The sequence below is a fragment of the Dyella marensis genome (assembly GCF_900112865.1).
Classification (GTDB): domain Bacteria; phylum Pseudomonadota; class Gammaproteobacteria; order Xanthomonadales; family Rhodanobacteraceae; genus Dyella_D; species Dyella_D marensis_A.
Genome location: NZ_FONH01000001.1, coordinates 1 through 22,178 on the forward strand (window position 1 = coordinate 1; position 22,178 = coordinate 22,178).

Annotated in this window: 16 protein-coding genes; 10 read left to right on the forward strand and 6 right to left on the reverse strand. The window is 67.1% G+C overall.

Features of this window, described 5'->3' with window-relative positions; genetic code table 11:
* Nucleotides 1–135: 135 nt before the first annotated feature.
* Entirely contained in the window at nucleotides 136–633 is a 498-nt protein-coding gene (locus tag BM172_RS00005; protein ID WP_051548405.1) for a lipocalin-like domain-containing protein, read from the reverse strand.
* A gap of 304 nt (nucleotides 634–937) precedes the next feature.
* Between BM172_RS00005 and BM172_RS00010 the strand changes: the two genes are divergently transcribed.
* Nucleotides 938–2,221, forward strand: a complete 1,284-nt coding sequence (locus BM172_RS00010) for a DUF4034 domain-containing protein (RefSeq protein ID WP_177218757.1) — start codon at nucleotides 938–940, stop codon at nucleotides 2,219–2,221.
* A gap of 51 nt (nucleotides 2,222–2,272) precedes the next feature.
* Here the strand turns inward: BM172_RS00010 and BM172_RS00015 are convergent, their stop codons facing one another.
* From BM172_RS00015 to BM172_RS00025, 3 genes are all read right to left on the reverse strand, one after another.
* On the reverse strand, nucleotides 2,273–3,259 hold the full coding sequence (locus BM172_RS00015) for a VOC family protein (RefSeq protein ID WP_026634081.1): 987 nt from the start codon (nucleotides 3,257–3,259) through the stop codon (nucleotides 2,273–2,275).
* 133 nt (nucleotides 3,260–3,392) lie between these two features.
* Nucleotides 3,393–4,328, reverse strand: a complete 936-nt coding sequence (locus BM172_RS00020) for a GlxA family transcriptional regulator (RefSeq protein WP_026634082.1) — start codon at nucleotides 4,326–4,328, stop codon at nucleotides 3,393–3,395.
* An 89-nt stretch (nucleotides 4,329–4,417) separates the two neighbouring features.
* Complete coding sequence (locus BM172_RS00025; protein WP_197022834.1) at nucleotides 4,418–4,879, reverse strand: RidA family protein; 462 nt, start codon at nucleotides 4,877–4,879, stop codon at nucleotides 4,418–4,420.
* Between the two features lie 202 nt (nucleotides 4,880–5,081).
* Here BM172_RS00025 and BM172_RS00030 point away from each other — a divergent pair, with 202 nt between their 5' ends.
* The 5 genes from BM172_RS00030 (at nucleotide 5,082) to BM172_RS00050 (ending at nucleotide 12,309) form a co-directional block, all read left to right on the forward strand.
* Nucleotides 5,082–7,490 (forward strand): DEAD/DEAH box helicase, encoded by a 2,409-nt coding sequence (locus BM172_RS00030; protein ID WP_090423512.1) that lies wholly within the window; start codon nucleotides 5,082–5,084, stop codon nucleotides 7,488–7,490.
* Nucleotides 7,487–8,311 (forward strand): ribonuclease H-like domain-containing protein, encoded by an 825-nt coding sequence (locus BM172_RS00035; protein WP_026634084.1) that lies wholly within the window; start codon nucleotides 7,487–7,489, stop codon nucleotides 8,309–8,311. The genes BM172_RS00030 and BM172_RS00035 overlap by 4 nt, the downstream gene beginning before the upstream one ends.
* Before the next feature lie 185 nt (nucleotides 8,312–8,496).
* Nucleotides 8,497–9,513, forward strand: a complete 1,017-nt coding sequence (locus BM172_RS00040; RefSeq protein ID WP_026634085.1) for a sterol desaturase family protein — start codon at nucleotides 8,497–8,499, stop codon at nucleotides 9,511–9,513.
* A 59-nt stretch (nucleotides 9,514–9,572) separates the two neighbouring features.
* On the forward strand, nucleotides 9,573–11,441 hold the full coding sequence (locus BM172_RS00045) for a glycoside hydrolase family 2 protein (protein WP_197022835.1): 1,869 nt from the start codon (nucleotides 9,573–9,575) through the stop codon (nucleotides 11,439–11,441).
* 103 nt (nucleotides 11,442–11,544) lie between these two features.
* Nucleotides 11,545–12,309, forward strand: a complete 765-nt coding sequence (locus tag BM172_RS00050) for a class I SAM-dependent methyltransferase (RefSeq protein WP_026634087.1) — start codon at nucleotides 11,545–11,547, stop codon at nucleotides 12,307–12,309.
* Here BM172_RS00050 and BM172_RS00055 read toward each other — a convergent pair.
* Both BM172_RS00055 and BM172_RS00060 read right to left on the reverse strand, forming a co-directional pair.
* Complete coding sequence (locus tag BM172_RS00055) at nucleotides 12,287–13,222, reverse strand: DoxX family membrane protein (RefSeq protein ID WP_197022836.1); 936 nt, start codon at nucleotides 13,220–13,222, stop codon at nucleotides 12,287–12,289. The genes BM172_RS00050 and BM172_RS00055 overlap by 23 nt on opposite strands.
* A gap of 207 nt (nucleotides 13,223–13,429) precedes the next feature.
* Entirely contained in the window at nucleotides 13,430–14,758 is a 1,329-nt protein-coding gene (locus tag BM172_RS00060; protein ID WP_051548406.1) for an alginate lyase family protein, read from the reverse strand.
* A gap of 368 nt (nucleotides 14,759–15,126) precedes the next feature.
* Here BM172_RS00060 and BM172_RS00065 point away from each other — a divergent pair, with 368 nt between their 5' ends.
* From BM172_RS00065 to BM172_RS00080, 4 genes are all read left to right on the forward strand, one after another.
* On the forward strand, nucleotides 15,127–16,380 hold the full coding sequence (locus BM172_RS00065) for an efflux RND transporter periplasmic adaptor subunit (protein ID WP_026634088.1): 1,254 nt from the start codon (nucleotides 15,127–15,129) through the stop codon (nucleotides 16,378–16,380).
* Nucleotides 16,381–16,469: 89 nt separating this feature from the next.
* Entirely contained in the window at nucleotides 16,470–17,234 is a 765-nt protein-coding gene (locus BM172_RS00070) for an ABC transporter ATP-binding protein (RefSeq protein WP_035322754.1), read from the forward strand.
* The gene (locus BM172_RS00075) at nucleotides 17,231–19,669 is read left to right on the forward strand and encodes an ABC transporter permease (protein WP_026634090.1); all 2,439 of its coding nucleotides are present in this window, start codon (nucleotides 17,231–17,233) and stop codon (nucleotides 19,667–19,669) included. The genes BM172_RS00070 and BM172_RS00075 overlap by 4 nt, the downstream gene beginning before the upstream one ends.
* Nucleotides 19,670–22,126: an ABC transporter permease gene (locus BM172_RS00080; protein ID WP_026634091.1), complete on the forward strand. Its 2,457-nt coding sequence runs from the start codon at nucleotides 19,670–19,672 to the stop codon at nucleotides 22,124–22,126. It abuts the gene before it with no gap.
* The last annotated feature ends 52 nt before the right edge of the window (nucleotides 22,127–22,178 follow it).

Consider the following 22,178-nt stretch of genomic DNA (forward strand, 5'->3'; position numbering starts at 1 on the left):
GCCGGAATCCAGTGGCCGCGGTATTGGATGGTCGCGGATGGGCTTTCGCGGAAATCGAACCTGATCGTTACTGGATTCCGGCCTGCGCCGGAATGGCGGGTTTTGCGGGCGTACCGCCTGCCTCGGTTTTCTTTGTCAGCGCGGCATCCGCTTCCATCCGGTCAGCGGGATATCGCCGTTCGGGCGCGGCGGCACCTTGTAGCTCAGCTTGTCGCCGCTCAGCACATACGCGCGCACCTGGGTGCTGCCTTCCCAGTTCGGGAAGGTCGAGCCTTCGATATGGAAGGTCAGCGTGCCTTTCGCCGCATCCATCTCCACGGTGCCGTAGTGCGAGCTCGTGCCCATCAGGGCGGCGCGGATTTCCTCCGGCGTAGCCGTGCCCTTATCGCCGCCGGCGAACTTCGGCCTGGCGCGGTCGAAGATGAAGAGCGAGTAGTGGCCTTGATGGTCGATCTGGAGCAGCCCCTTGGGCGCATCGCCGTAGTCGTGCGCGCGGGTGCCATCGGCGTGTTGCACGTCGGCGAAATCGAGGGTCCAGCTGCCTTCGATGGCGGCGATGGATTCCTTGGCGTGGATAGCGCCGTGGGCCAGGAGGAGCAGGCTGGCGAGGAGCACGTTCTTTGACGGTTTCATGCGGGCATGGTCCTTGGGGAGGGCGTGCGACCAAGGGTAGGGCGCTGCCGCCGCCCGCGAAACGCGCCGGCGCCAATTTCAGCGATTGAAAAAGCGCATGATTAGTTTTTGCCGAGAGGAAATCTGCCGCATCGAATGCTCCGCGACGGCGCCAATAGCGTTACCCTAGGACGGACAGGGGCGACGAACCGTACGAAACCGACGGCTGCACGCGAGTTGCTGCGCGGTAAACAAGTCGGCGGGCGATAGGGAATCGCCAGGCATTTCATCCATGGAAAGGAGCAGGGATATGCGGTTGCTATGCTTGAACGTGCTGGCGATGGCCTCGATCGGAATGGCCATCCAGCCGGCACTGGCGGAAGGACTCGATGTAAAGCCCGTCACGCCAGCCGTATCGGCCACGGCAAAGCAAGCTTCGCCGTCGTTCTCCGATGCGGAAGTGCATGACTTTCTCGAAAAGGCGCATCGCGCGGAAACCATCAGCGACCCATTGAAGCGCTGCATCGCCTATCCCGATCCGCCGGGGAGCCACTGGTCCGCGGAGGCGACGCGAGCCTACTGCGTCTATCACATGCAGACGTTCGTGTCCTACGAGGACGCGAAGGCATGGGTCGAATCAGGTAAAGCGGCCAAACTCGACGCCTATCTGAGCGACGCCGCGAAGAAGCAACTGACCCGAAAAGAATCGGCAGGCTTGCTCGATCACATCTACTTTGGACATTTTTCCGACGCCTCGCCGGAAACGCGCGCCATGATCGACTCGTGGATGCGCCAGCGCCCGAAGAGCGCGTTCGCCCTGGCCGCCAGCGGCCGCTCTTATCTGGCGGCGGCGTGGCAGGCCCGCGGCACCGATTACGCCAGCAAGACGCCGCGCGAGAATTTCGAGCGCATGAATGCATGGCTCATGTTCGCCCGCAGGGACCTGGAACAAGCCATAGCGATCGATCCTCGGGTGTTTCCAGCCTATACGGCGATGATCAATATCGGCATGGCACAAGGCGATGACGAGTACGCCGGGCAGGCGGCCCGCAAGGGCCTGGCGTTGCAGCCGGCCAACTACTCCATCTACGGCCAGCTCATGGGGCTGGCCCAGCCGAGGTGGGGCGGCTCGCTCGACGAGATGAGCCGCATTACCGCGGAGGCGCAGACACATGCAAAAGATAACGGGTTATTGATGTTGCTGCTGCCATTGCGGGCCGCGTACGAGGCTAAACTCACCGATTGCAATTGCGCCGATCCGAACGCCTACCGCACGATCCTGGATCAGATGCCCGCCGGTGAGCTTCTCTCCGGAGCAGCCTATGCTGTCGATGCCGCCGACAGGAAGGACTTGGCGGTCGTGTACCAATCCGAAGTCATTCGCTTCTACCCCTGGGCAGATCTTGAGAAGGCGAAGCGGGTCCGCCACCTCATCGCGTTCGGGGAAAGGGCATGGGCCAGGATGGATGCCGACAAGTTGTCGACCCAGCCCTCATCCGGCCGGGACATCCTCAAGATATTGAATAACGACTACATGACCCTTGGCGATTTCGCAGCGGTGAAGAGAACCTTCCTGCGAATGGACGAATTGCGAGCCAAGGAGCAGTGAAGGACCCGCACCCGCTTGGATGCTCCCATGCGGGCGCCAGGATCCGCGGACTTACGAGCCCATGGCAGGACAGGGCGAAGCGCCTGCCTTCATCGCATGAAATTCGATCGACAATCCCAGATCGTCCACCGTAGGAGCGAGCACAGATTCGCCGGACAGCCCGCGATACGTCGCCAGCTTGCGCTCGTAACCACGCTCGACCCAGCGCTGCGCGCGTCCGAGATCGGTCACGCCGAAGCTCACGCCCAGGATGCGCGGGCCGGCCGCCATGGCCTGTGCGGCCAGGCCAGCGCCATCGGCTTGCAGTGCAAGCAGCGCTGTCGGTCCGACCGGAACACAGAAGCCTTTGGCGCCGAGTTCGGGCAGTTTCACCGGCACTGCGTGGCCGAAGCCCATCTTTTCCAGTTGCTGGCGATCGGCATCGGCATCGGCTGATACCAGCCAGATCGAGGTGAGTTCGCGCGCGCCGTTGGGATGCTCGCGCGTCACGCGGTGATCGCCGCTGTTGCCGGGATCGAACTGGTCGGGCGCGTAATCGGCCTTGTAGTCGATGAAAAAGGTATTGCTCGACAGCGGTGCCTTGTCGAAGGCGAACAGGCGCCAGCCGGGCTTGGCGCTGTCGGGGCCGGAGAAGAACGGCGTGACCGCGTAGTGCTTCGCCTGCAGCGAGCTGCGGATGGCGTCGAGCGCGGAGCTGCGGAAGCCGAACGCGCGCGAACCAGGGCCGCCCTTCAAGGCCTGCTGGTCTTCCTTCATGCCCGGATCGAATTTCGGATCGGGCCGGGTGATGCCGAGCACTTCGATAAAACTGCTGTCCGCCAAGCGCACGTAACGGTTGGCCACGCCGTCGGGATCGCGTCCGGGCCGCACCTGGAAGCCCAGTTTGACCGCCATCACCGATGTGACCTGGTCGATTCCGTGTCCCCACAGCAGGATGTGGTCGAGCCGCGTGGCGGTGGCCGGCGCGGGTGCTGCCGCCGCGGATGCTGCGAGACCCAGACCCAGCAGACAGGCCGAAACGAATGGAAGCGGGCGCATGCGTATCCTCATTGAAAGAGTGCATTGACCAGGCGGCGAGCCGGCCAGGGGACTTTGGTGCGGCCTTTTATGGGCGTTCCGGTCATTCCCTCGCAAGGACAATTTCCGGACAAAAACGGCCAGTCGGTCGCGCTCAGGCGCCCGCGCTGCGGCGCAGCGACTGCGGCGACATGCCGAAGCTGCGCACGAAGGCGCGGCGCATGCGGCTGGAATCGCCGAAGCCGGTCGAGGCGGCGATATGGTCGAGGTTGAGATGGCTGGTCTCGACGGCGACGCGCGCCGCCTCCAGCCGCAGGCCCTCGACCACTTTGGCCGGCGTCGCGCCGATCTCCGCCACGAAGGCGCGGGCGAAGTTGCGCGGGCTCATCGCGGCACGCTCGGCCAGGCGCTCGATGGTCATCGGTTCGGCCAGGCGCGTGCGCATCCAGCCGATCAGCTCGCCGAAGCGGCCGGTCTTGCCGCCTTGCTCGACCAGCACCGAATACTGCGACTGCCCCACGTGTCGCCGCTGGTGCACCACCAGCTGCTGCGCGACGCGGCGCGCGATGCCGGGGCCGAGGTCCTCCTCGACCAGGGCCAGCGCCAGGTCGATGCCGGCGGAGATGCCGGCCGAGGTCCACACATCGCCATCCCTGACGAACATCCGGTCGGCGTCCAGCCGCACGTCCGGATAGAGCCGCCGGAAACGCTCGGCGGCAGCCCAGTGCGTGGTTGCGCGCCGGCCATCCAGCAGCCCGGCCTGGGCCAGGAAGAACGCGCCGGAACACACGCCCGCCGCACGCCGCCAGGCATCGCCGCCGAGCAGTGCCGCGATGTCGGACTGACCGGCCTCGACCTGCGCCAGATTGCCGCCCGACACGATCACCGTATCGAACCGCCCCGGCCCGATCGGCGCGGCGGCCAGGGACACGCCCGACGAACTGCGCACCACGCCGCCGCCCGGGGCCAGCACGCTGAGCGCATAGCTGTCCGGCCGGAAACGCTCGGCCATCTCGAACACCGCGACCGGACCGGCGGCGTCGAGCAATTGGAATCCCGGGAAGACGACGATGGCGATTTCGCGTCGCATGGCGGCAGTCGCTTGGGCTGGCTTCAAGGCCGGGAAAGTGGCGCAAGGGTGCGGCAGGCGTCAAGCCGGAGGCCCGCCGCCCCGGTCCGTCATTTCGCGCGCTTGATCGCGACGCCGGTGATCTCGAAATGCGCCCCGGCCAGCAGCTTGCTGCTGCCCGTGAAGGTGCGCGCCGGGAAGCCGTTCTTGAAATAGGTGCGGTAGACCGAGTTGAAGGCCGGGAACAGGGTGATGTCCGTGCACAGCACGTCGATCTTGACCAGGTCGTCCATCGTCATGCCGGCGGCTTCGACAGTCCGCTTGAGATCGTCCATGGCGAGGCGGACTTCCGCTTCGGCCGACTTGGGCACCTGGTCGGTCTTCGCATCCACGCCGATGTACCCGGACAGATACAGGGTATCGCCGACCAGCACGGCATCGCTGAAGGGCAGGCCGGTCATGTCCGCCGGCGTGCGGCCGAGCACGATGTGCTTGCGGCCATCCTGCGCGAACGCGGGCAGGGCGGCCATCAGCAGGACGATCGAAGCGACCACGTGGGTACGGAGTTTCATCGCTGCATTCCTCGGGGAAAACCGGCGTAGGGGAAAACCGGCGTAGGTTGGGGTGAGCGCAGCGAACCCCAACGTGGCGTTCGCGATGCGAGGTCTGTTGGGGGTCGCGGCGCTCACCCCAACCTACGGCAATCCGGGGCGGGTCTCAATCCGTGAGACAGCGGGGCATTCGAATGCCAGCGCTTTCCCTGGAGGACATCCCATGCGCGCCCCACTGCCGGCCATCATCGCGGACGAGGACGACGGACGGCTGCTGCAGCTCAGCGGCGCGGAACTGGCCGGCCGGCTGGTCCAGCGCTATGGCGAGCGCGTCACCGGGCACTTCGTCATGGAGGGCAGGGACGGGCGTTACGTACCGCTGCCGGACGATCTGCCCGCACCGGTAGCCGCCGCGCTGCGAACCCGTGGCGTCGCGCGGCTCTACGAGCACCAGGGCCAGGCCTGGGCGGCGACGGCGCGCGGAGAACACATCGTGGTGGCCACGCCGACCGCGTCCGGCAAGTCGCTGTGTTTCACCCTGCCGGTGCTGACCTCGGTGATGACCGCCGGCAAGAAGGCGCTGTATCTGTTTCCGACCAAGGCGCTGGCGCAGGACCAGGTGGCCGAGCTGCTCGAGCTCAACGCCGCCGGCGAGCTCGGCGTGCGCGCCTTCACCTTCGACGGCGACACACCGGGCGATGCCCGCCAGGCGATCCGCCTGCACGGCGACGTGGTGGTCAGCAATCCGGACATGCTGCACCAGGCGATCCTGCCGCATCACACCAAGTGGGCGCAGTTCTTCGAGAACCTGCGCTATGTGGTGATCGACGAGGTGCATACCTATCGCGGCGTGTTCGGCTCCCACGTGGCCAATGTGCTGCGGCGCCTGCGCCGGGTCTGCGCGTTCTACGGGGTGACGCCGCAATTCATCCTGTGCTCGGCGACGATCGGCAATCCGGCGGAGCATGCCCGCGCGCTGATCGAGCAGCCGGTGACGCCGATCCTGGAAAGCGGTGCGCCGACAGGCCCCAAGCACGTGTTGCTGTGGAATCCGCCGGTGGTCAATGCGGATCTCGGCCTGCGTGCCTCGGCGCGCAGCCAGACCAACCGCATCGCGCGCACCGCCATCCGCGCCGGCCTGAAGACCCTGGTGTTCGCGCAGAGCCGGCTGATGGTCGAAGTGCTGACCAAATACCTCAAGGACGTATTCGACCACGACCCGCGCAAGCGGCCGCGCATCCGCGCCTATCGCGGCGGCTACCTGCCGACCGAACGCCGCCAGGCCGAGCGCGACATGCGCGCGGGGCAAGTCGACGGCATCGTCAGCACCTCGGCGCTGGAACTGGGGGTCGATATCGGCGCGCTGGACGTGACCATCCTCAACGGCTATCCGGGCTCGGTGGCGGCCACCTGGCAGCGCTTCGGCCGCGCCGGCCGCCGCCAGCAGCCGTCGCTGGGCATCCTGGTCGCCTCCAGCGAGCCGCTGGACCAGTACCTGGTGCGCCATCCGGAATACTTCCAGGACGCTTCGCCGGAGCATGCGCGGATCGCGCAGGACCAGCCGCTGATCCTGCTCGACCATATCCGCTGCGCGGCGTTCGAACTGCCGTTCCGTGCCGGCGACGCCTTCGGCGGGCAGCTGGTCGAGCCCTGGCTGGAAGTGCTCGCCGAAGAAGGCGTGCTGCATCGCGAAGGCGAGCGCTTCGAATGGATCGCCGACAGCTACCCGGCCAATGCGGTGTCGCTGCGCTCGGTGGCGGAAGGCAACTTCGTGGTGGTGGACCGCACCGGCGGGCGCCAGGCCATCATCGCCGAGGTCGACTACAGCGCGGCGCCGCTCACGCTCTACGAAGGCGCGATCCACATGGTGCAGTCGGTGCCTTACCAGGTCGAGCGCCTGGACTGGACCGGGCGCAAGGCCTACGTGACCCGCACCGAGGCCGACTACTACACGGATGCGATCGACTACACCAAGCTGAAAGTGCTGGACGGGTTCGACGTGTCGGTGTCGGGGCGCGGCGAGTGCCATCACGGCGAAGTGCACGTCGTGCGCCGCGTCGCCGGCTACAAGAAGATCCGCTACTACACGCACGAGAACATCGGCTACGGCAATGTCAACCTGCCGGACAGCGAGTTGCATACGACGGCGGTGTGGTGGGCATTGGCGCAACGCACGCTGGACGAGGCATTCGAACGACGCCAGGATGCGCTGGATGGCTTCCTGGCCGCGGCGACCGCGCTGCATACCGTGGCCACGGTGGCGGTGATGGCCGAAGGGCGCGATCTGCAGAAGGCCGTGGGCAGCGGCGACGGTGCCTGGTTCGCGACGCCGGACAGTTCGGGGCATGCGCGGGTGCGCACCGGTTGGGGCGATGAAGGCGTGGACCCGCACGCGCCATTCATCCCGACGCTTTATCTCTACGACGCTTTTCCCGGCGGCGTCGGCCTGAGCGCGCCGCTGTTCGACCGTCGCGCCGAACTGGTCGATCGCGCACGCCAACTGATCGGACAATGTGACTGCCGGCTGGGTTGTCCTGCCTGCGTGGGCCCGGTGCTGGCCTCCGACGAAACGGCGGCGCGCTCGATGAAGGAGCTCGGCACCGCGGTGCTCGATCTGCTGGCCGATCTATGACGGACCTTGCCGCCCGCCTGCGCCGGCTGCGCGGCCAGGCAGGTATCGCCGTTGGCGCTGCCGCGACCATGGCACCCGCGCCGCGCGTGCCTGTCGATCTCGCGCGCCTGCTCGCGGTGCGCCGGCCTGGATCGATGCGTCAGCGCAGCGGCACGCTCGCGCCGACGGGCCTCGGCCGCGAACTGGCGCCGGGTTTGTGGCTTGCGGAGGAAACGACGGATTGGCCACCGCTGCCATCCTGTTTCGACGCATCGTTCGCCAAGCTGTCCGAGCCGATCGATCCCGAGGATTTGCTGTTCCTCGATACGGAGACGACCGGGCTCGCCGGCGGTACCGGCACGCGCGCTTTCATGATCGGCGTGGCGCGCTGGAAGGGGCGGCAGTTCGTGCTGAGCCAGTTGACCATCACCACGCTGGCCGGCGAGGCGGCGATGCTCGAGCAACTGCGCGCATGGGTCGGGCCGGCGACTGTGCTGGGCACTTACAACGGCAAGAGCTATGACGCGCCGCTGCTGGCCACGCGCTTCCGTCTTGCGCAGCAGGCCAGCCCGCTGCAAGGCCTCAGGCATATCGACCTGCTGCATCCGGTGCGCCGGCGCTGGCGTGCGCAGTGGCCCAACTGCAAGCTCGCCACCGCCGAGCGGCAACTGCTTGGCGTGGTGCGCGAGGACGATCTTCCGGGTGCGCAGGCGCCGGCAGCGTGGCTGCGCTTCCTTCGCGCGGGCGATCCGGTGGATCTCTATCGGGTGCTGAAGCACAACGCGCAGGATCTGCGCAGTCTGGCCGGCGTGCTCAACCACATCATTGCGCTGCCACCGTAGGTTGGGGTGAGCGCAGCGAACCCCAACGTGGTGGTCACGTGTGAGGCTTGTTGGGGTTCGCCTGTGGCTCACCCCAACCTACGGCAGTGCTTGTGTGATGATTTGGATCGTGACAAATTGCGCGGGGCAAGAGGGCCCCGGCCCCCGCATAGCGATCCCGAAGCCGTCACCGAAGAGGGGCAGCAATGGATATCCTCACTTGGCTGCACCGCCAGTTGTCCGACTTTTTCGGCCTGGAGCCTTTGCTGAAGCTGTTCGCCGCCGGTGACTACCGAGCCTTGCTCAGCGTGGAAGGTTTCGCCGGACTGCTCGCCCCGATCATCCCGCTGCTGCTGATCTTCGAGTTGCTGCGCGGCGTCCTCCTGCGTCGCACGCGGCGCGAGGATTACCAGGTCCCGCTGCTGGTGATGGTGCTGAACCGCTTTATCGGCAGCTTTCTTACCATCGCCATGGTCGGTTTCTGCATCGGCCTGTTCAACCGGTTCGCGCCGTTCCAGGCGGGACTCACCTGGTACGGACTGCTTTACGGCTACCTGGTGTGGGAGCTGGCGCACTTCGTCTACCACTTCCTGGCGCACAAGGTGCGGCTGCTGTGGTGCCTGCATTCGACGCACCACGCGCCGGTGGCGATGAATCTTTCCGTCAACTATGCGCACATCTTCCTGGAAGCCCCTTACGCGGACTTCGTGCGCACCAGCATCTGCATGCTGCTGGGCGTCAGTCCGCCGCTGCTGGTCCTGATCATGATCATCGACGGCTTCTGGGGGCAGCTGATCCACCTGGGCGAGCACGTCCTGCCCGAGGGGAAGCTCGGGGCGCTGCACCGGGTGCTGCTGACGCCTTCGCACCATCGCGTGCACCACGCGCGCAACGTGCTCTACATGGACACCAATTTCTGCAACCTGCTGCCGATCTGGGATCGCGTGTTCGGCACCTACATGGAGGCGCAGAAACAGGTACGGATCGAATACGGCATCACCCGCCCCGTGAAGCGCTTCAGCGTGATCGACGCGTATCTGGGCGAGTTCTGGCTGCTCGGGCGCGACGTATGGCGCGCGCCCGGACTGCACAACAAGCTGCTCTACCTGGTGATGCCGCCGGGCTGGAGTCACGACGGCGATCACCATACCGCCAAGGCGGCCAAGGCGGCGCTGCAGGCAGAACAGGGGACAGCGGTGCTGGTCGTGGAGAAGCAGGCTTAGCCACGACCAGTGCAACGGCGGCGCACGACGCCGCCATTACATCGAGGAGGGAAGTGCGGATGACGGGCAGCATCGCAAGACGGCGCGCGCGCGCCTGGGTGAGCATGTGCATCGCCATGAGCATGGCCGCGACGGCGCTGGCGGCGCCGGACCAGGAAAAAACCTGGAGCGGCAAGCAGGCGCCGCTGGCCACGCCATGGACGGCCGAGGTCTCTCCCGGCAACGCCTTGCCCGAGTACCCGCGTCCGCAACTGGCGCGCCCGTCGCTGGAGCATCCGCAATGGATGAGCCTCAACGGACTATGGCAGTACGCCGCGGACGACGGGCGGGGCAAGCCGCCGTTCGGCCAGGCGTTGAAGGAGCAGGTGCTGGTGCCGTATCCGATCGAGTCGGTGCTCTCGGGCGTGCAGAAGCATGCGGACTACATGTTCTATCGCCGGACGGTGGAGATCCCCGCCGCCTTCATCGCAAACGGCCAGCATGTGCGCCTCAACTTCGGCGCGGTGAGCCATGCGGCGACGGTGTACGTCAATGGCACCCAGGTGGCGCAGCACACCGGCGGCTATACGTCCTTCGGCGCGGATATCACAAAGGCGCTGCGGCCGAAGGGGCCGCAGGAAATCGTCGTCGCCGTGCATGCGCCGGTGGATGCCGTCAACATCATGGTCGGCAAGCAGCGGCTGAAGCCTGACGGCATCTTCTATACCGCGGCCTCCGGCATCTGGCAGTCGGTATGGCTGGAGCCGGTGCCCGCCACCAGCCTGGCGCAGCTGAACTTTACCTCGGCGCGCAGCCTGGATGCGTTCACCGTCAGTGCGAAGCTGCATGGGGGCAACGGCGATGCCATCCTGCATGTCACCGCCTACGCGGATGGCAAGGCGGCCGGCGAGGCCAGCGGACCGGCCGGGCAGCCGTTGCGCCTGGCCATCGCGCATCCGCACCTGTGGAGCCCGCAGGATCCTTTCCTGTACACCTTCAAGGCCACGCTCACGCAGGGCGACCAGCGCGACGAAGCGACCAGCTACGCCGGCCTGCGCAGCATCGCCGTGGAGAAGGTGGGCGGGCGCAACCGCATCGTGCTCAACGGCAAGCCGACCTTCCTGCTGGCCACGCTGGACCAGGGCTACTGGCCGGACGGCATCCATACCGCGCCCACCGACGCGGCGCTCAAGTTCGACATCCAGAAGACCCGGGACCTGGGCTTCAACACCATCCGCAAGCACATCAAGGTGGAACCGGCGCGCTGGTACTACTGGGCCGACCGCATCGGCCTGATGGTGTGGCAGGACATGCCGGCGCTGCCGACCGACCGCAACGACAAGCTCAGTGCCGCCGACAAGGCCAGTTTCCGCGCCGACGTCTCGGCGATCGTCGAGCAGCTCGCCGGCACCACCTCGATCATCGGCTGGATTCCGTTCAACGAAGGCTGGGGCCAGTGGAGCATCCCGGCCGCCGCCGAGCTGGCGAAGCAGATCAAGCAGCTCGATCCCTCGCGCCTGGTCGACGCGCGCAGCGGCGCCAACTGCTGCGACATGAAGGGCGATCCGCATGCCGGCGACGTCTACGACGTGCATGACTATCAAGGCCCCGGCCTGCCCAGCCCTGATGCGGAGCGCGCCGCCATCGACGGCGAGCATGGCGGGCTCACCCTGGGCGTTCCCGGCCACGTCTGGCCGAACACCGCGATCAATCCCTACGGCGCGGTGAAGGACCGCGATGCGCTCAATGACGGCTACGTCGCCAACACCGCGGTGCTGCGCGACAAGGGCGTGCCGAAGGGCATGTCCGGCAGCGTCTATACGCAGATCACCGACGTCGAGGGCGAGCACAATGGCCTGTACACCTACGACCGCAAGGTCGAGAAGGTGGACGAGGCGAAGGTGCGCGCGATCAACGAGGCGACGATACGCGCGGGTGCACAGCCTTGAAGATGGCGCGGTGGTGGGTACGGAGGGCGCGATATCCTGTGCGCCACGCCGTGCCGCCACCGCAGGTTCAACCGCCGCAGTGAGGCCGCACAGGATCTCCGCCATGTCCTTCCATCGCGCTGACTTCTACGACGCCGAGCTGCGGCGCCATCATGGGCATTTCCGGGCCGCGCTCGATATTGCTCCGGGCGATCGCGTGCTCGATATCGGCTGCGGCGCAGGCCAGTCGACCCGGGACGCCGCACGCGCCGCCAGCGACGGCAGTGTGCTCGGCGTGGATGTGTCGGAAGAGCTGCTCCAGGTCGCCCGCGAACGCACCGCGCAGGATGGCCTGCGCAATATCGCGTTCGAACTGGGCGACGCACAGACCCATGCTTTTCCCGGTGCGCATTTCGACCTGTGCATCAGCCGGTTCGGTACGATGTTTTTCGCCGATCCGGTCGCCGCGTTCGCCAACATCGGCCGGTCGCTGCGGCCTGGCGCCCGCCTTGTGCTGATGCTGTGGCAGGCGCGGGAGCGCAACGAATGGGCCACCGCCATTCAGGACGCGCTGGCACCGGGCAGCGCGCCAGCCGCGGCGGCGGCGTTTTCGCTCGCCGATCCGGCGGTCGCCACCGATCTCCTGAAAGCGACCGGCTTTGCGTCGATCACCTTTACCGACGTCCACGAACCGGTCTTCTATGGCCCGACGGTCGATGCGGCGTACGAAGCCGTCGTCGGGCTGTTCGTCGGCAAGGATGCGCCCGCCGGTGCCGACACCGACAAGACGCTGCAGCGATTGCATGCCCTGGTCGAGGCTCACCTGGCCCAGGACGGCGTGTGGTTCGATTCGCGCGCCTGGATCGTCACGGCGCACAAGGCGGCGTAGCCGGTGTTTTCCATGCCGGCGAACGGGTGTCCAGCCAGGGCACACCGCTGTAGGACTCCGCCACGACCCAGGCACCGCCCGTAATGACGGCCGAAATCAAAAATGCGGTCAGCGCGGTACGGTCCACCGGCATGGCGAACAATTTGGGCGCCCATACCAGCAGCGTGATCACGCCCAGCATGCATGCTTCGAGGCTTGCCGCCAGGCGGGGAAAGACGCCGAACAGCAAGCCCAGGCACGCGGCGATGCTGCCGGCGCCGGTGAGATAGGCCCAGCTCAGCGGCGAGGGCAGCCAGGCAGGGACGAGCTCTACGGTCTGCGGGCTGTAGAAGAAGTGGGACAGGCCGATCATCGGCAAGGACAGGGCGAACAGCACGCGAGCGTTGCGAATGCCCTTGGCGCCCGCGAGGAGAGCCCCGTTACCCGCCAGCCTTGCATGGAGCACCCAGGCGCCGGCCAGGATCACCGCGATCTCGCCGAAGCCCAGCCAGGTCGCTTCCATCTGCGGCACCATCACCACGGCAGGGAGCTTCAGCAGCAGCGCCCACAACGCCATATAGATGAAGAGCATCACGGCAGCGGGCTGGGCGAATGCACGAAACAACAGGCCGAGTCCGGTTCCCAGCTCGATCACGGCAAACGCATACGCCAGCAGTTGTTCGCCCGGCATGTGCTCGATGGGAATGCGCTGCCACACCAGGGCGACGTCCCCATAGACCAGCCCGATGACGCCGAGTGCAGCCATGGCGATGGCGAAAGTGACATAGGCCGGGCTCAAGAGCGTGGCATTCGTGTCGGCCGCTGCCGTCACCTTGCCGGAGAACGCATTGCCGCCGGCGTGAATCGATCGCTGCATACCTGTCTCCCCGTGGTGCGCGTCGATGACGCGGAAAGATGGCAGGCCCGGCTGCACCGGCCCGCCCTGGCCGGGTTATAGGCGCAGAGGGCTTGGCGTTATAGAGCCAATTGGCGCGGTTTTATGGTGTCGCCAGCGTCAATGTGGTGGCGAGCATATTCAAATCAAAGATTTACGCTGCCATAAAAAGAATGCCGGGCCTGTTTCAGCCCGGCATTCGATCCACAAGGGGAGCCTCGAACCGACTCCCCTACGGTGCTTCGCTCATTGCTGGAAGGAGCAGGTCTTGACCACCCCGGCCAGCGGATCGCTGAACACGGCATTCGAGCAACTGATCGACTGGCCGACAGCGACTTCGCGGTAATGCCAGACGCCACGCGCGCCATACGCCACCAGGCCCGTGCCGCTCGTAACCTTGCACGCCGCGCCCTCTTTGGCGCACACGGCAAAACCGTTCGGCGCGCCGCCGGTACCCCTGGGATTGAGCAGGCGGATGGCGTCCTGGGTAAACAGCAAAGTGCCGAATCCATTGTTGTCGGCATAGGGCGTGCGTCTCTCCGGCTGCAGATGCAGCGCGACCTGGCGCGTGTAGGGCGCGGACAGATCCTTGCGGCGCGCGTAATGGTTGTAGACCATTTCGTAGATCGGGCGGAATGCCCCGCGCTGATCGCTCGAAATGGTGTTGTGGCGGTACTTGCCGGTGGTATCGACCATCGGCACGAACGGCACCGTGTTGCCCAGGTTGTAGGAGGCGACATATTCGAAGCCGGCCAGCAGGCGGTTGTTCTGCGCGGCATAGAGATCGAAACCCTGCGCCCATGCCACTTCGGCCACCTCGGCGAGATTGCCGATGCCCAGCTGCGTATGCGCCTGGTCGCGCCCGCTCTCCTGCGTCTCGCCGCTGGTGTTGATCACATAATTGGTCAGGGCGCCGTCGGACGAGCCGTTGTAGTAGTAATCGAGCGAACGGTTGAACAGGCCCCAGTCGTCGGTGAACACGCCGATCGCCATCATGGCCTTCATGCAGCTGGAATCCCAATTGCCGTTCGCATAAGGCGCGAAATCCTTGATCACCGGATAGAACACATTGCGGAACATCGCTTCCGCGGCGGCGATGTCGTGCGCCGACCAGCCGGCCTTGGTATAGCGGATCAGTTCCGCCGCCGCCGCGAACTTGAAACCGTTCAAGCCGGCCGCCAGCGGCGCATCGTGCCCCTCGATGGACTTCAGGGTGCCCGACCACGCGTTGAGGATGCCAATGGCCTTCGTGGCATAGCGGGCATCGCCGCTCAAGGCCCACATCAGCGACTGCTGGTAGGCGGCGTTGGCGTCGTCGTTGAACTCGCCCATGCATTGCGCGGGCGTATCGCGTACCACCTTCGCGCAGTGGCCGCCGCGGATCTGATAGGTGAGGGACGAATAGTGGTCGTTCTTCAGCGCCAGGTATCCGGCGGACCACGGCGCCTGCTGCAGATGTGCCTTGATGCGCGCGAGATCTTCGCTGGTGTGCATGACGCCCGGATGGGCGAATGCAGCGGTCACGCCCGTGGTGGTGGCCGGCACCGGGGCCGCGGGTTCGGCCGCATGGGCCATGCCACAAGTCGCCGCCGCCATGACCAGAGAGGCGAGGATTCGAAGGGGAGGGAATGCTTTCGGGAGCATGTCGACTGTCCGCGTGAGGGGAAGAGCCTATGTGCTGCAGGTTACGGCGCCCGTCACGGTCATGACGGGGCGGCGAGGTGTCATTTGAGGCCGGGCCTGCAAGCACAAGACGTCCATCACCTTGTGGGGCCGGGTGCCGGCACAGGCCGTGTGAAATACCGGCGTCCGTTCGCGGACGCCTCGATCCGGCAGCGGACAGCGCCGCGCCGCGTCCGGCTTGGGTGGTGCGCGCCGGGCCCTGATCCACAAGGTTTTTCGGGGCGATGACCCATTGGCACACCGCTTGCCATACGCCTTGCATGGATATCGCAAACCCGATCTATGGCATCCGCAGACGCCGCCGCCTGAAGCTGCTGGGCAGCGGCGCGGCAATGGCAGCCGTCGGGTTGGCCGCGCTGGTGTGGCGACTGGGCCCGGCCTTGCCGCTGGCCGAGCGCGGCAGCCTGTGGATCGATACCGTGCAGCAGGGCGACATGCTGCGCGAGGTGCGCGCCACCGGCAGCCTGGCGCCGCGCGAGATCCGCTGGCTGGCCGCCGCCACCCCGGCCCAGGTGGAACAGATCCTGGTCTGGCCGGGCACGCCGGTGCAGCCGGATACGGTACTGATGCAGCTGTCCGATCCGACCGTGGAAGACGCCTTGCGCAATGCGCAGGCGCAAGTTGCTGCGGCCCAGGCCGAGGTGGCGGCCAGGCGCGCCGAGCTGGAATCGCAACTGCTCGACCAGCGATCCGCACTGGCGCAGGCGCAATCGGACTACGCCTCGGCCAAGATCAAGGCCGATACGGATGCCATCGCGATCGAGCAGCACCTGATCCCACGCGTGCAGTTCGAGCAGGGCAGGATCGCCCTGAAGCAGCTGCAGGAGCGCACCCGGATCGAGCAGCAGCGCGTGGCCGCCTTCGTCGCCAGCATGCGGGCCCAGATCGAAGCGAAAGAAGCAGCGCTGGCACAGCAGCGCAGCAATCTCCAGCTGCGCCAGCGCCAGGCCGATGCGCTGCAGGTGAAGGCCGGCATCGCCGGCGTCCTGCAAGAGGTGGCCGTGCAGGAGGGCGCCCAGGTGGCCGCCGGCGCCAACCTCGCGCGCGTCGCCAAGCCCGACGTGCTGATCGCCCGATTGCTGGTGCCGGAGGTGCAGGCCAAAGACGTGGCGCTGGGCATGCCGGTCAGCGTGGACACGCACAACGGCCTGGTCGAAGGCAAGGTCGAGCGCATCGATCCGGCCGTGCGCAACGGCAGCGTGCAGGTGGACGTGGTGTTGGCCGGCAGGCTTCCGCCCGGCGCGCGGCCCGATCTCTCCGTGGATGGCCGTATCCGCATCACCGAACTGCATCACGTGCTGTCGGTAGGCCGTCCCGCGCTGGCCAAGGACGACGGCGACCTCAGCCTGTTCCGCCTCGATCCCGACGGCAACACCGCCACGCGCGTGCCGGTACGCATCGGTGTCGCCTCGGTGGATCGCGTCGAGGTTTTGCGCGGCCTGAAGGCCGGCGACCAGCTGATCCTTTCCGACACCAGCCAGTGGGACAAGTACGACCGCATCAAACTGAAGTGAATCTCGACATCCGACTCTATCATCCGGCCCTCCGGGCCACCTTCTCCTGGAAGGAGAGGGAAACCGAAACTCCCAGCGTGGATCCAGCCATGACCGACACCGCCAACGTGATCACCCTGCGCGACCTGCGCAAGGTATTCCAGACCGATGAAGTGGAGACCCATGCGCTCAGCGATGTGCATCTGAGCATCGCGCGCGGCGAGTACGTTTCCATCTCCGGCCCTTCTGGTTGCGGCAAGACCACTTTGCTGTCGATCCTGGGACTGCTCGATACCGCCACTTCCGGCAGCTTCGTGCTGAACGGCCACGACGTCGCCACGCTCAACGCCGCGCAGCGCGCGCGCATCCGCAATGCGGAGATCGGCTTCATCTTCCAGGCTTTCAACCTGATCGGCGACCTTTCGGTGCAGGAGAACGTGGAACTGCCGCTCACCTACCGCAGCAGCATCGGCGCGGCCGAACGCCGCGCGCGCGTGCAGGAGGCGCTGGAGCGCGTGGGTATGGCCCATCGCATGCGCCATTATCCGGCGCAGCTTTCCGGCGGCCAGCAGCAGCGCGTGGCGGTGGCGCGCGCGCTGGTGGGGCGGCCGGCGATCCTGCTGGCCGACGAACCCACCGGCAACCTTGATTCGCGCAACGGCGAGGCGGTGATGTCGCTGCTGGACGAACTGCACAAGGGCGGCGCCACCATCTGCATGGTCACCCACGATGCGCGCTATGCGGAGCTGGCGCAGCGCAAGGTGCGCCTGTTCGACGGGCGCGTGGTCGACGAGGAAACGTTCGACCGTCTGCGGCGCGAGGACGAATCGCGGCTGGAGGCGCTGATCGGCCAGCGCATCGAGGTCGGCGCATGAACGTCTGGCTGGCCGAGCTGTGGCGTGCATGGCGCGCCAGCCTGCGCCGGCCCGGGTTCCTGTTGCTGGCGGCCGGCGTGCTGGCCCTGGGCATCGGCGCCTGCGCGGTGGCCTTCGTGCTGGTCGAGCAGGTGCTGCTCAAGCCCTTGCCGCTGTCGCAGCCGGAGCAGTTGATGGCGGCGGGCAAGCTGCGCCAGGGCTGGCCGCCGCGGATCTCCACGCGGCAGTACGCGGCGCTGCAGAAGCTGGATGGCGTGCAGTCGATCGGCCTGATGGCGTTCGCCACGCCGACCGTCAACATCATGAGCCGAGGCATGCCGCAGCGCGCGGCGGTGACCTATGCCGACCCGGGCCTGCTGCCCACGCTCGGCTTGCAACCGCAGCTCGGGCGCAACTTCATCGCGGGCGAGGAAGATTCGCGCGGGGCGCAGATCGTCATGCTCTCCCATGATTTCTGGGAGAGGCAATATGCCGGCGATCCGTCCGCCATCGGCCAGATCCTGAAAGTCGAAGGCACGCCGCACACGATCGTCGGCGTGCTGCCCGAAGCGTTGTCCCTGTCCAGTTACGGCGGCGACATCATGCTGCCGGCCGACCTGGGTCCCGATACCGCGGGCGACCAGCATCTCTATATCGCGGTCGTCCGCCTCGCCGCCGGCGCCAGTCCCGCCGCGGTGAACGCGCAGGTCGCGGCGCGGCTGCGGGCGGAGGCCGAGAGTTCCGGTACGGATCCCGCCCATCGTGCGCGTTTCGGCGTCCTCGGCTATCAGGCTTCGCTGCATGTGGGGGGCGCCCTCGTGCTGGTGCTGTTCCAAGCCGGTGCGCTGCTGGTGCTGCTGATCGCCGTCGTCAACGAGGCCAACCTGCTGTTCCTGCGCGCACTGGCGCTGCAGCGCGATACCGCCGTGCGCAGCGCCCTGGGTGCGCGGCATTGGCATCTTGCCTCGCCCTTGCTGGCCGAAGGCCTGCTGGTCAGCCTGTTCGGCACCGGGCTGGGCGCCTTGCTGGCCATGCTCGGCATCGCGATCGTGCGCAGCATCATTCCGCCCCAGCTCACCGGCGGCGAGCTGCACCTGGGCGTGCAAACCCTGTTGTTGATGCTGCTGGTGTCGCTGCTGGTGACGCTGGGCTCCGCGCTGCTCGGCATCTGGCGCGCACGCGCCATGGTGTCGTTCAACGACCTGCGCGAGGGCGGTCGCAGCGGCGGTACGCAACAGCAGGGGCGGCTCAATCGCGTGCTGGTGACGGCGCAGGTGATGCTGACGGCCGTACTGCTGTGCGCCTGCGGGATCTTCCTGCAGCAGGCCTGGAAGAATGCCCATCTTCAATGGGGCTTCGACGGCGCCAATGTGGCGACGCTGGCGCTGGCGCCCGTACAGGCCGACTACCCCGATGTGCGGTCGGTCAGTGCGTTGTCGCAGCGCCTGGTCGAGCGCATGCGCCAACTGCCGGGCGTGCTCGGCGCGGCCGCCAGCACCAGTTTGCCGGTGAATGATTTCTTCGGAACCTTCGGCACGCCGGCCCATGCGCCGGGCAACGAAGTGATAACCGTTCTGTATCGCGCCGTAGGAACGGACTATTTCCGCCTGTTCGGCATCCGCGCGCAGCGCGGACGCCTGTTCAGCACGGAGGACCGGCGCGGCAGCGAAGCCGTGGCGATCATCAGCCGAGCCATGGCCGAACGGCAGTACGGCGGCAACGCGCTGGGACAGCAGGTGCAGATGGACGACGCGGCTCATCCGGGCAGGCCGTGGACGGCGCGCATCGTGGGCGTGGTGGACGACACCTACCCCCGCTCGGACCGGGCCGGCGATCCACCCCCGACGGAGCTGTACGTGCCGCTGGAGCAAATGCCCGACGCGCTCCTGGCGAGCCTGCGCGTCAACGGCTCGATGCAATTTGCGCTGCGCGTGCGCGGCGATGTCTCCGGCTACGCCAAGGCCTTGCGCGAACTGGTCGCCACGGTGGCGCCGGAGCAGCCGATCGACGACGTGCGCAGCATGCGCTCGATCGTCGAGGAGAACATGAGCGGCTCGATGACCGGTATCTGGATCTGCGGCGTGCTGGCGGCGATGGCCTTGCTGCTCGCTGCCGCAGGCTTGTATGCCGTGATGTCGGTCGCGGTGACGGCGCGCGAGCACGAGCTGGGCGTGCGCGCCGCGCTGGGCGCGTCGCCGGTGCGCCTGGCGGCCGCGGTGCTGCGCGGCGGCATGGTCCAGGTGGCGGCCGGCCTGGCTTCGGGGCTGCTGCTGGCGGCGGCCTTTCCGCGCCTGTTCGCGGCCTCGTTCGCACAGCTCGGTACGGACGTATCGATCGGCCCATGGGTGGCGGGCGGCGTCTGCGCGGTACTGCTGACTTTCGGACTGCTTGCCTGCTTGATGCCAGCCGTTCGCGCTGGCCGGGTCCAACCGATGCGCGTATTGCAGGGGGACTGAATGAATATCTTGCTCATCGAAATTTGGCGCGCATGGCGCTCCAGCCTGCGCCGTCCCGGCTTCCTGTTGCTGGCGGCCGGCGTGCTGGCGCTGGGCGTGGGCGCGACCAGCGCCGTCTTCACCCTGATCGACACGGTGTTGCTGCGCTCCGTGCCGTATGCCGAGCCGCATCGGCTGGTGGCGTTGGGGCCGATGGCGCAGGGTTACGTATGGAACATCTCGCCGCAGCAATACCAGCAGCTGGCCGGCCTGCCGGGCATCGGCTCGATGGGCATCTTCACCAACACGCCCGCCGCCACCAATATCGCCGGCTTCGGCGGGCCGGTGCAGGTAACGGCCATGGAGTTCGATCGCAGCCTGCTGCCCACGCTGCGCGTGAAGCCGTTGCTGGGACGCAACTTCGTCGCGCAGGAAGACCAGCCGAACGGTCCGCGGGCCGTGCTGCTCTATCACGGCTTCTGGCTGAGCCGCTTCGGCGGCAATCCGGCAGTGATCGGCCAGACCATGGAAGTGGAGGGCGTGGCGCGCACCATCGTCGGCGTCCTGCCGGCGGACTTCAACCTGAGGCCGGCCGCGATTGCCTTGCCCATGGCCATCCGGCCGAACACGAAGTCCGACGGCGGCAACTACACCGCGGTAGCGAGGCTGGCGCCGGGCGCCACCACGGAGGCATTGGCCGCGCAGGTGAATACCCGGCTGCATGCGTTCTATGTGGCCCAGGGCGATGCCGTGTACAGCAGCGACCTCTGGCTGCGCACACAATTCGGTGCGCAGGACTTCGGCATGGCGGAGTATCAAGACCAGCGGGACATGGCACTGATGTGGCTGGCCTGCGCCACGCTGCTGTTGCTGATCGCACTGGTCAACCTCACTAACCTGATGATGCTGCGTTCCATAGGACGCCACCACGACGCCTCCGTGCGCGGGGCCCTTGGCGCGTCGCCGTGGCGGGTGGCGCTGCCTGCGGCGGCCGAGGGCGTGCTGATCGGCCTGGTCGGCATCCTGCTCGGCCAGGCGCTGGCTGCCCTGGGCCTGCTGGCCTTGCGCACCTGGGCGCCGGCCGGCGACTTGATGGCAGCACTGGCGCGCACCGGCGGCACGAATCTCGACGGAACTTCGTGGGCATTGGCGGTGGCGGTCGGACTGTTCGGTGCGCTCGCCGCGACCTTGCTGAGCTGGCGGCATGGGCGAGCGACGCGGTCCATGGAAAACCTGCGCGACGGCGGCCGTGGCGGCTTCGGCCGACGCAGCGGCCGGCTGGGGCGCGCGCTGGTGATCGCGCAGGTGGCGCTGGCTTCCCTGCTGTTGTGCGCGACGGGCATCTTTCTGCGCAGCTTGCTCGACAACGCCAGGGTGGACCTGGGTTTCGATGCGCGCGGCGTGCTCATCTTCGATCTGGCGCCGGTCAAGGCGACCTATCCGGACGCGGCCTCGGTGCAGGCCTTGTCGCAGCAGGTCGTCGATCGGCTGCGCCTGATCCCAGGCGTGCGCCAGGCCGCCGCTGGCACCAATCCGCCGACCGGCGATTTCACCCAGCAATGGAACATGGGCGCGCTGCATCTGCCGGGCGGCGAGGAGTTCGCCGCACAGCTGCACGCCGCCGATCCGGACTTCTTCGGCGTGTTCGGCATACGCCTGCTGCAAGGCCGCGTGTTCACCGACGGCGACCGGCGCGGCAGCGAAACCGTCGCCATCGTCAACCAGAAGTTTGCCGAGCTGCATTATCACGGCCACGCCTTGGGCCAGACCATCCAGCGCCTGTCGGGCCCGGACATGGTCTCGGCACGCATTGTGGGCGTGGTCGCCAGCACTTATCAGATGGGCCCGGAAGACCCGCGTGGAGCGACGCCGGTCCTGTACCTGCCGATGGCGCAGATCCCCGAGGACGTGCTGCGCTCGTTCCGCATCTACGAACCGTTGCGCTTCGCCGTCAAGGTAGAAGGGGCGCCCGAAAATTATCGCGCGGCGGTGCAGCGGGCCGTGGCCGAAGTGGCGCCGCGCCAGCCGATCGATCACATAAGCAGCATGGCGTCGATCGTGCGCAACACCACCGTCGGCGCCGAGTTCAACCTCATGCTGATCGGCCTGCTCGGCACCCTGGCGCTGCTGCTGGCGGGCGTGGGCATGTATGCGGTGATGACGGTGGCGGTCGTCGCGCGCGAACACGAATTCGGCGTGCGCGCGGCGCTGGGCGCATCGCCGCGGCGCCTGCTGTGGCTGGTGCTGCGCGGCGGCATGCTGCAGATCGTGCTTGGCCTGTCGGCGGGCATCGTATTGGGCGCGGCCGGCTCGGGCCTGCTGCGTGCGGTGCTGGAGCAATTGGGGCGCAGCGTGCTCGATCCGTGGGCGATGCTTGCCGCCTGCACCGTACTGGTGACTGCCGGCGTACTGGCCTGCCTGTCGCCGGCGTGGCGCGCGGCCAGGGTGGCGCCAGTGCGCGCCTTGAAGGGCGAGTGACTTCGGCGGCGGGCCACAGGCCTTCGCCTTCGACGACGATGGATCGCTACAC

Excerpts from the sequence above, each read along its gene's own strand:
- BM172_RS00005 (WP_051548405.1), bottom strand. The coding sequence starts at position 633 with ATGAAACCGTCAAAGAACGTGCTCCTCGCCAGCCTGCTCCTCCTGGCC.
- BM172_RS00015 (WP_026634081.1), bottom strand. The coding sequence starts at position 3,259 with ATGCGCCCGCTTCCATTCGTTTCGGCCTGTCTGCTGGGTCTGGGTCTC.
- BM172_RS00020 (WP_026634082.1), bottom strand. The coding sequence starts at position 4,328 with ATGCGACGCGAAATCGCCATCGTCGTCTTCCCGGGATTCCAATTGCTC.
- BM172_RS00025 (WP_197022834.1), bottom strand. The coding sequence starts at position 4,879 with ATGAAACTCCGTACCCACGTGGTCGCTTCGATCGTCCTGCTGATGGCC.
- BM172_RS00030 (WP_090423512.1), top strand. The coding sequence starts at position 5,082 with ATGCGCGCCCCACTGCCGGCCATCATCGCGGACGAGGACGACGGACGG.
- BM172_RS00035 (WP_026634084.1), top strand. The coding sequence starts at position 7,487 with ATGACGGACCTTGCCGCCCGCCTGCGCCGGCTGCGCGGCCAGGCAGGT.
- BM172_RS00040 (WP_026634085.1), top strand. The coding sequence starts at position 8,497 with ATGGATATCCTCACTTGGCTGCACCGCCAGTTGTCCGACTTTTTCGGC.
- BM172_RS00045 (WP_197022835.1), top strand. The coding sequence starts at position 9,573 with ATGACGGGCAGCATCGCAAGACGGCGCGCGCGCGCCTGGGTGAGCATG.
- BM172_RS00050 (WP_026634087.1), top strand. The coding sequence starts at position 11,545 with ATGTCCTTCCATCGCGCTGACTTCTACGACGCCGAGCTGCGGCGCCAT.
- BM172_RS00060 (WP_051548406.1), bottom strand. The coding sequence starts at position 14,758 with ATGGCCCATGCGGCCGAACCCGCGGCCCCGGTGCCGGCCACCACCACG.
- BM172_RS00065 (WP_026634088.1), top strand. The coding sequence starts at position 15,127 with ATGGATATCGCAAACCCGATCTATGGCATCCGCAGACGCCGCCGCCTG.
- BM172_RS00070 (WP_035322754.1), top strand. The coding sequence starts at position 16,470 with ATGACCGACACCGCCAACGTGATCACCCTGCGCGACCTGCGCAAGGTA.
- BM172_RS00075 (WP_026634090.1), top strand. The coding sequence starts at position 17,231 with ATGAACGTCTGGCTGGCCGAGCTGTGGCGTGCATGGCGCGCCAGCCTG.
- BM172_RS00080 (WP_026634091.1), top strand. The coding sequence starts at position 19,670 with ATGAATATCTTGCTCATCGAAATTTGGCGCGCATGGCGCTCCAGCCTG.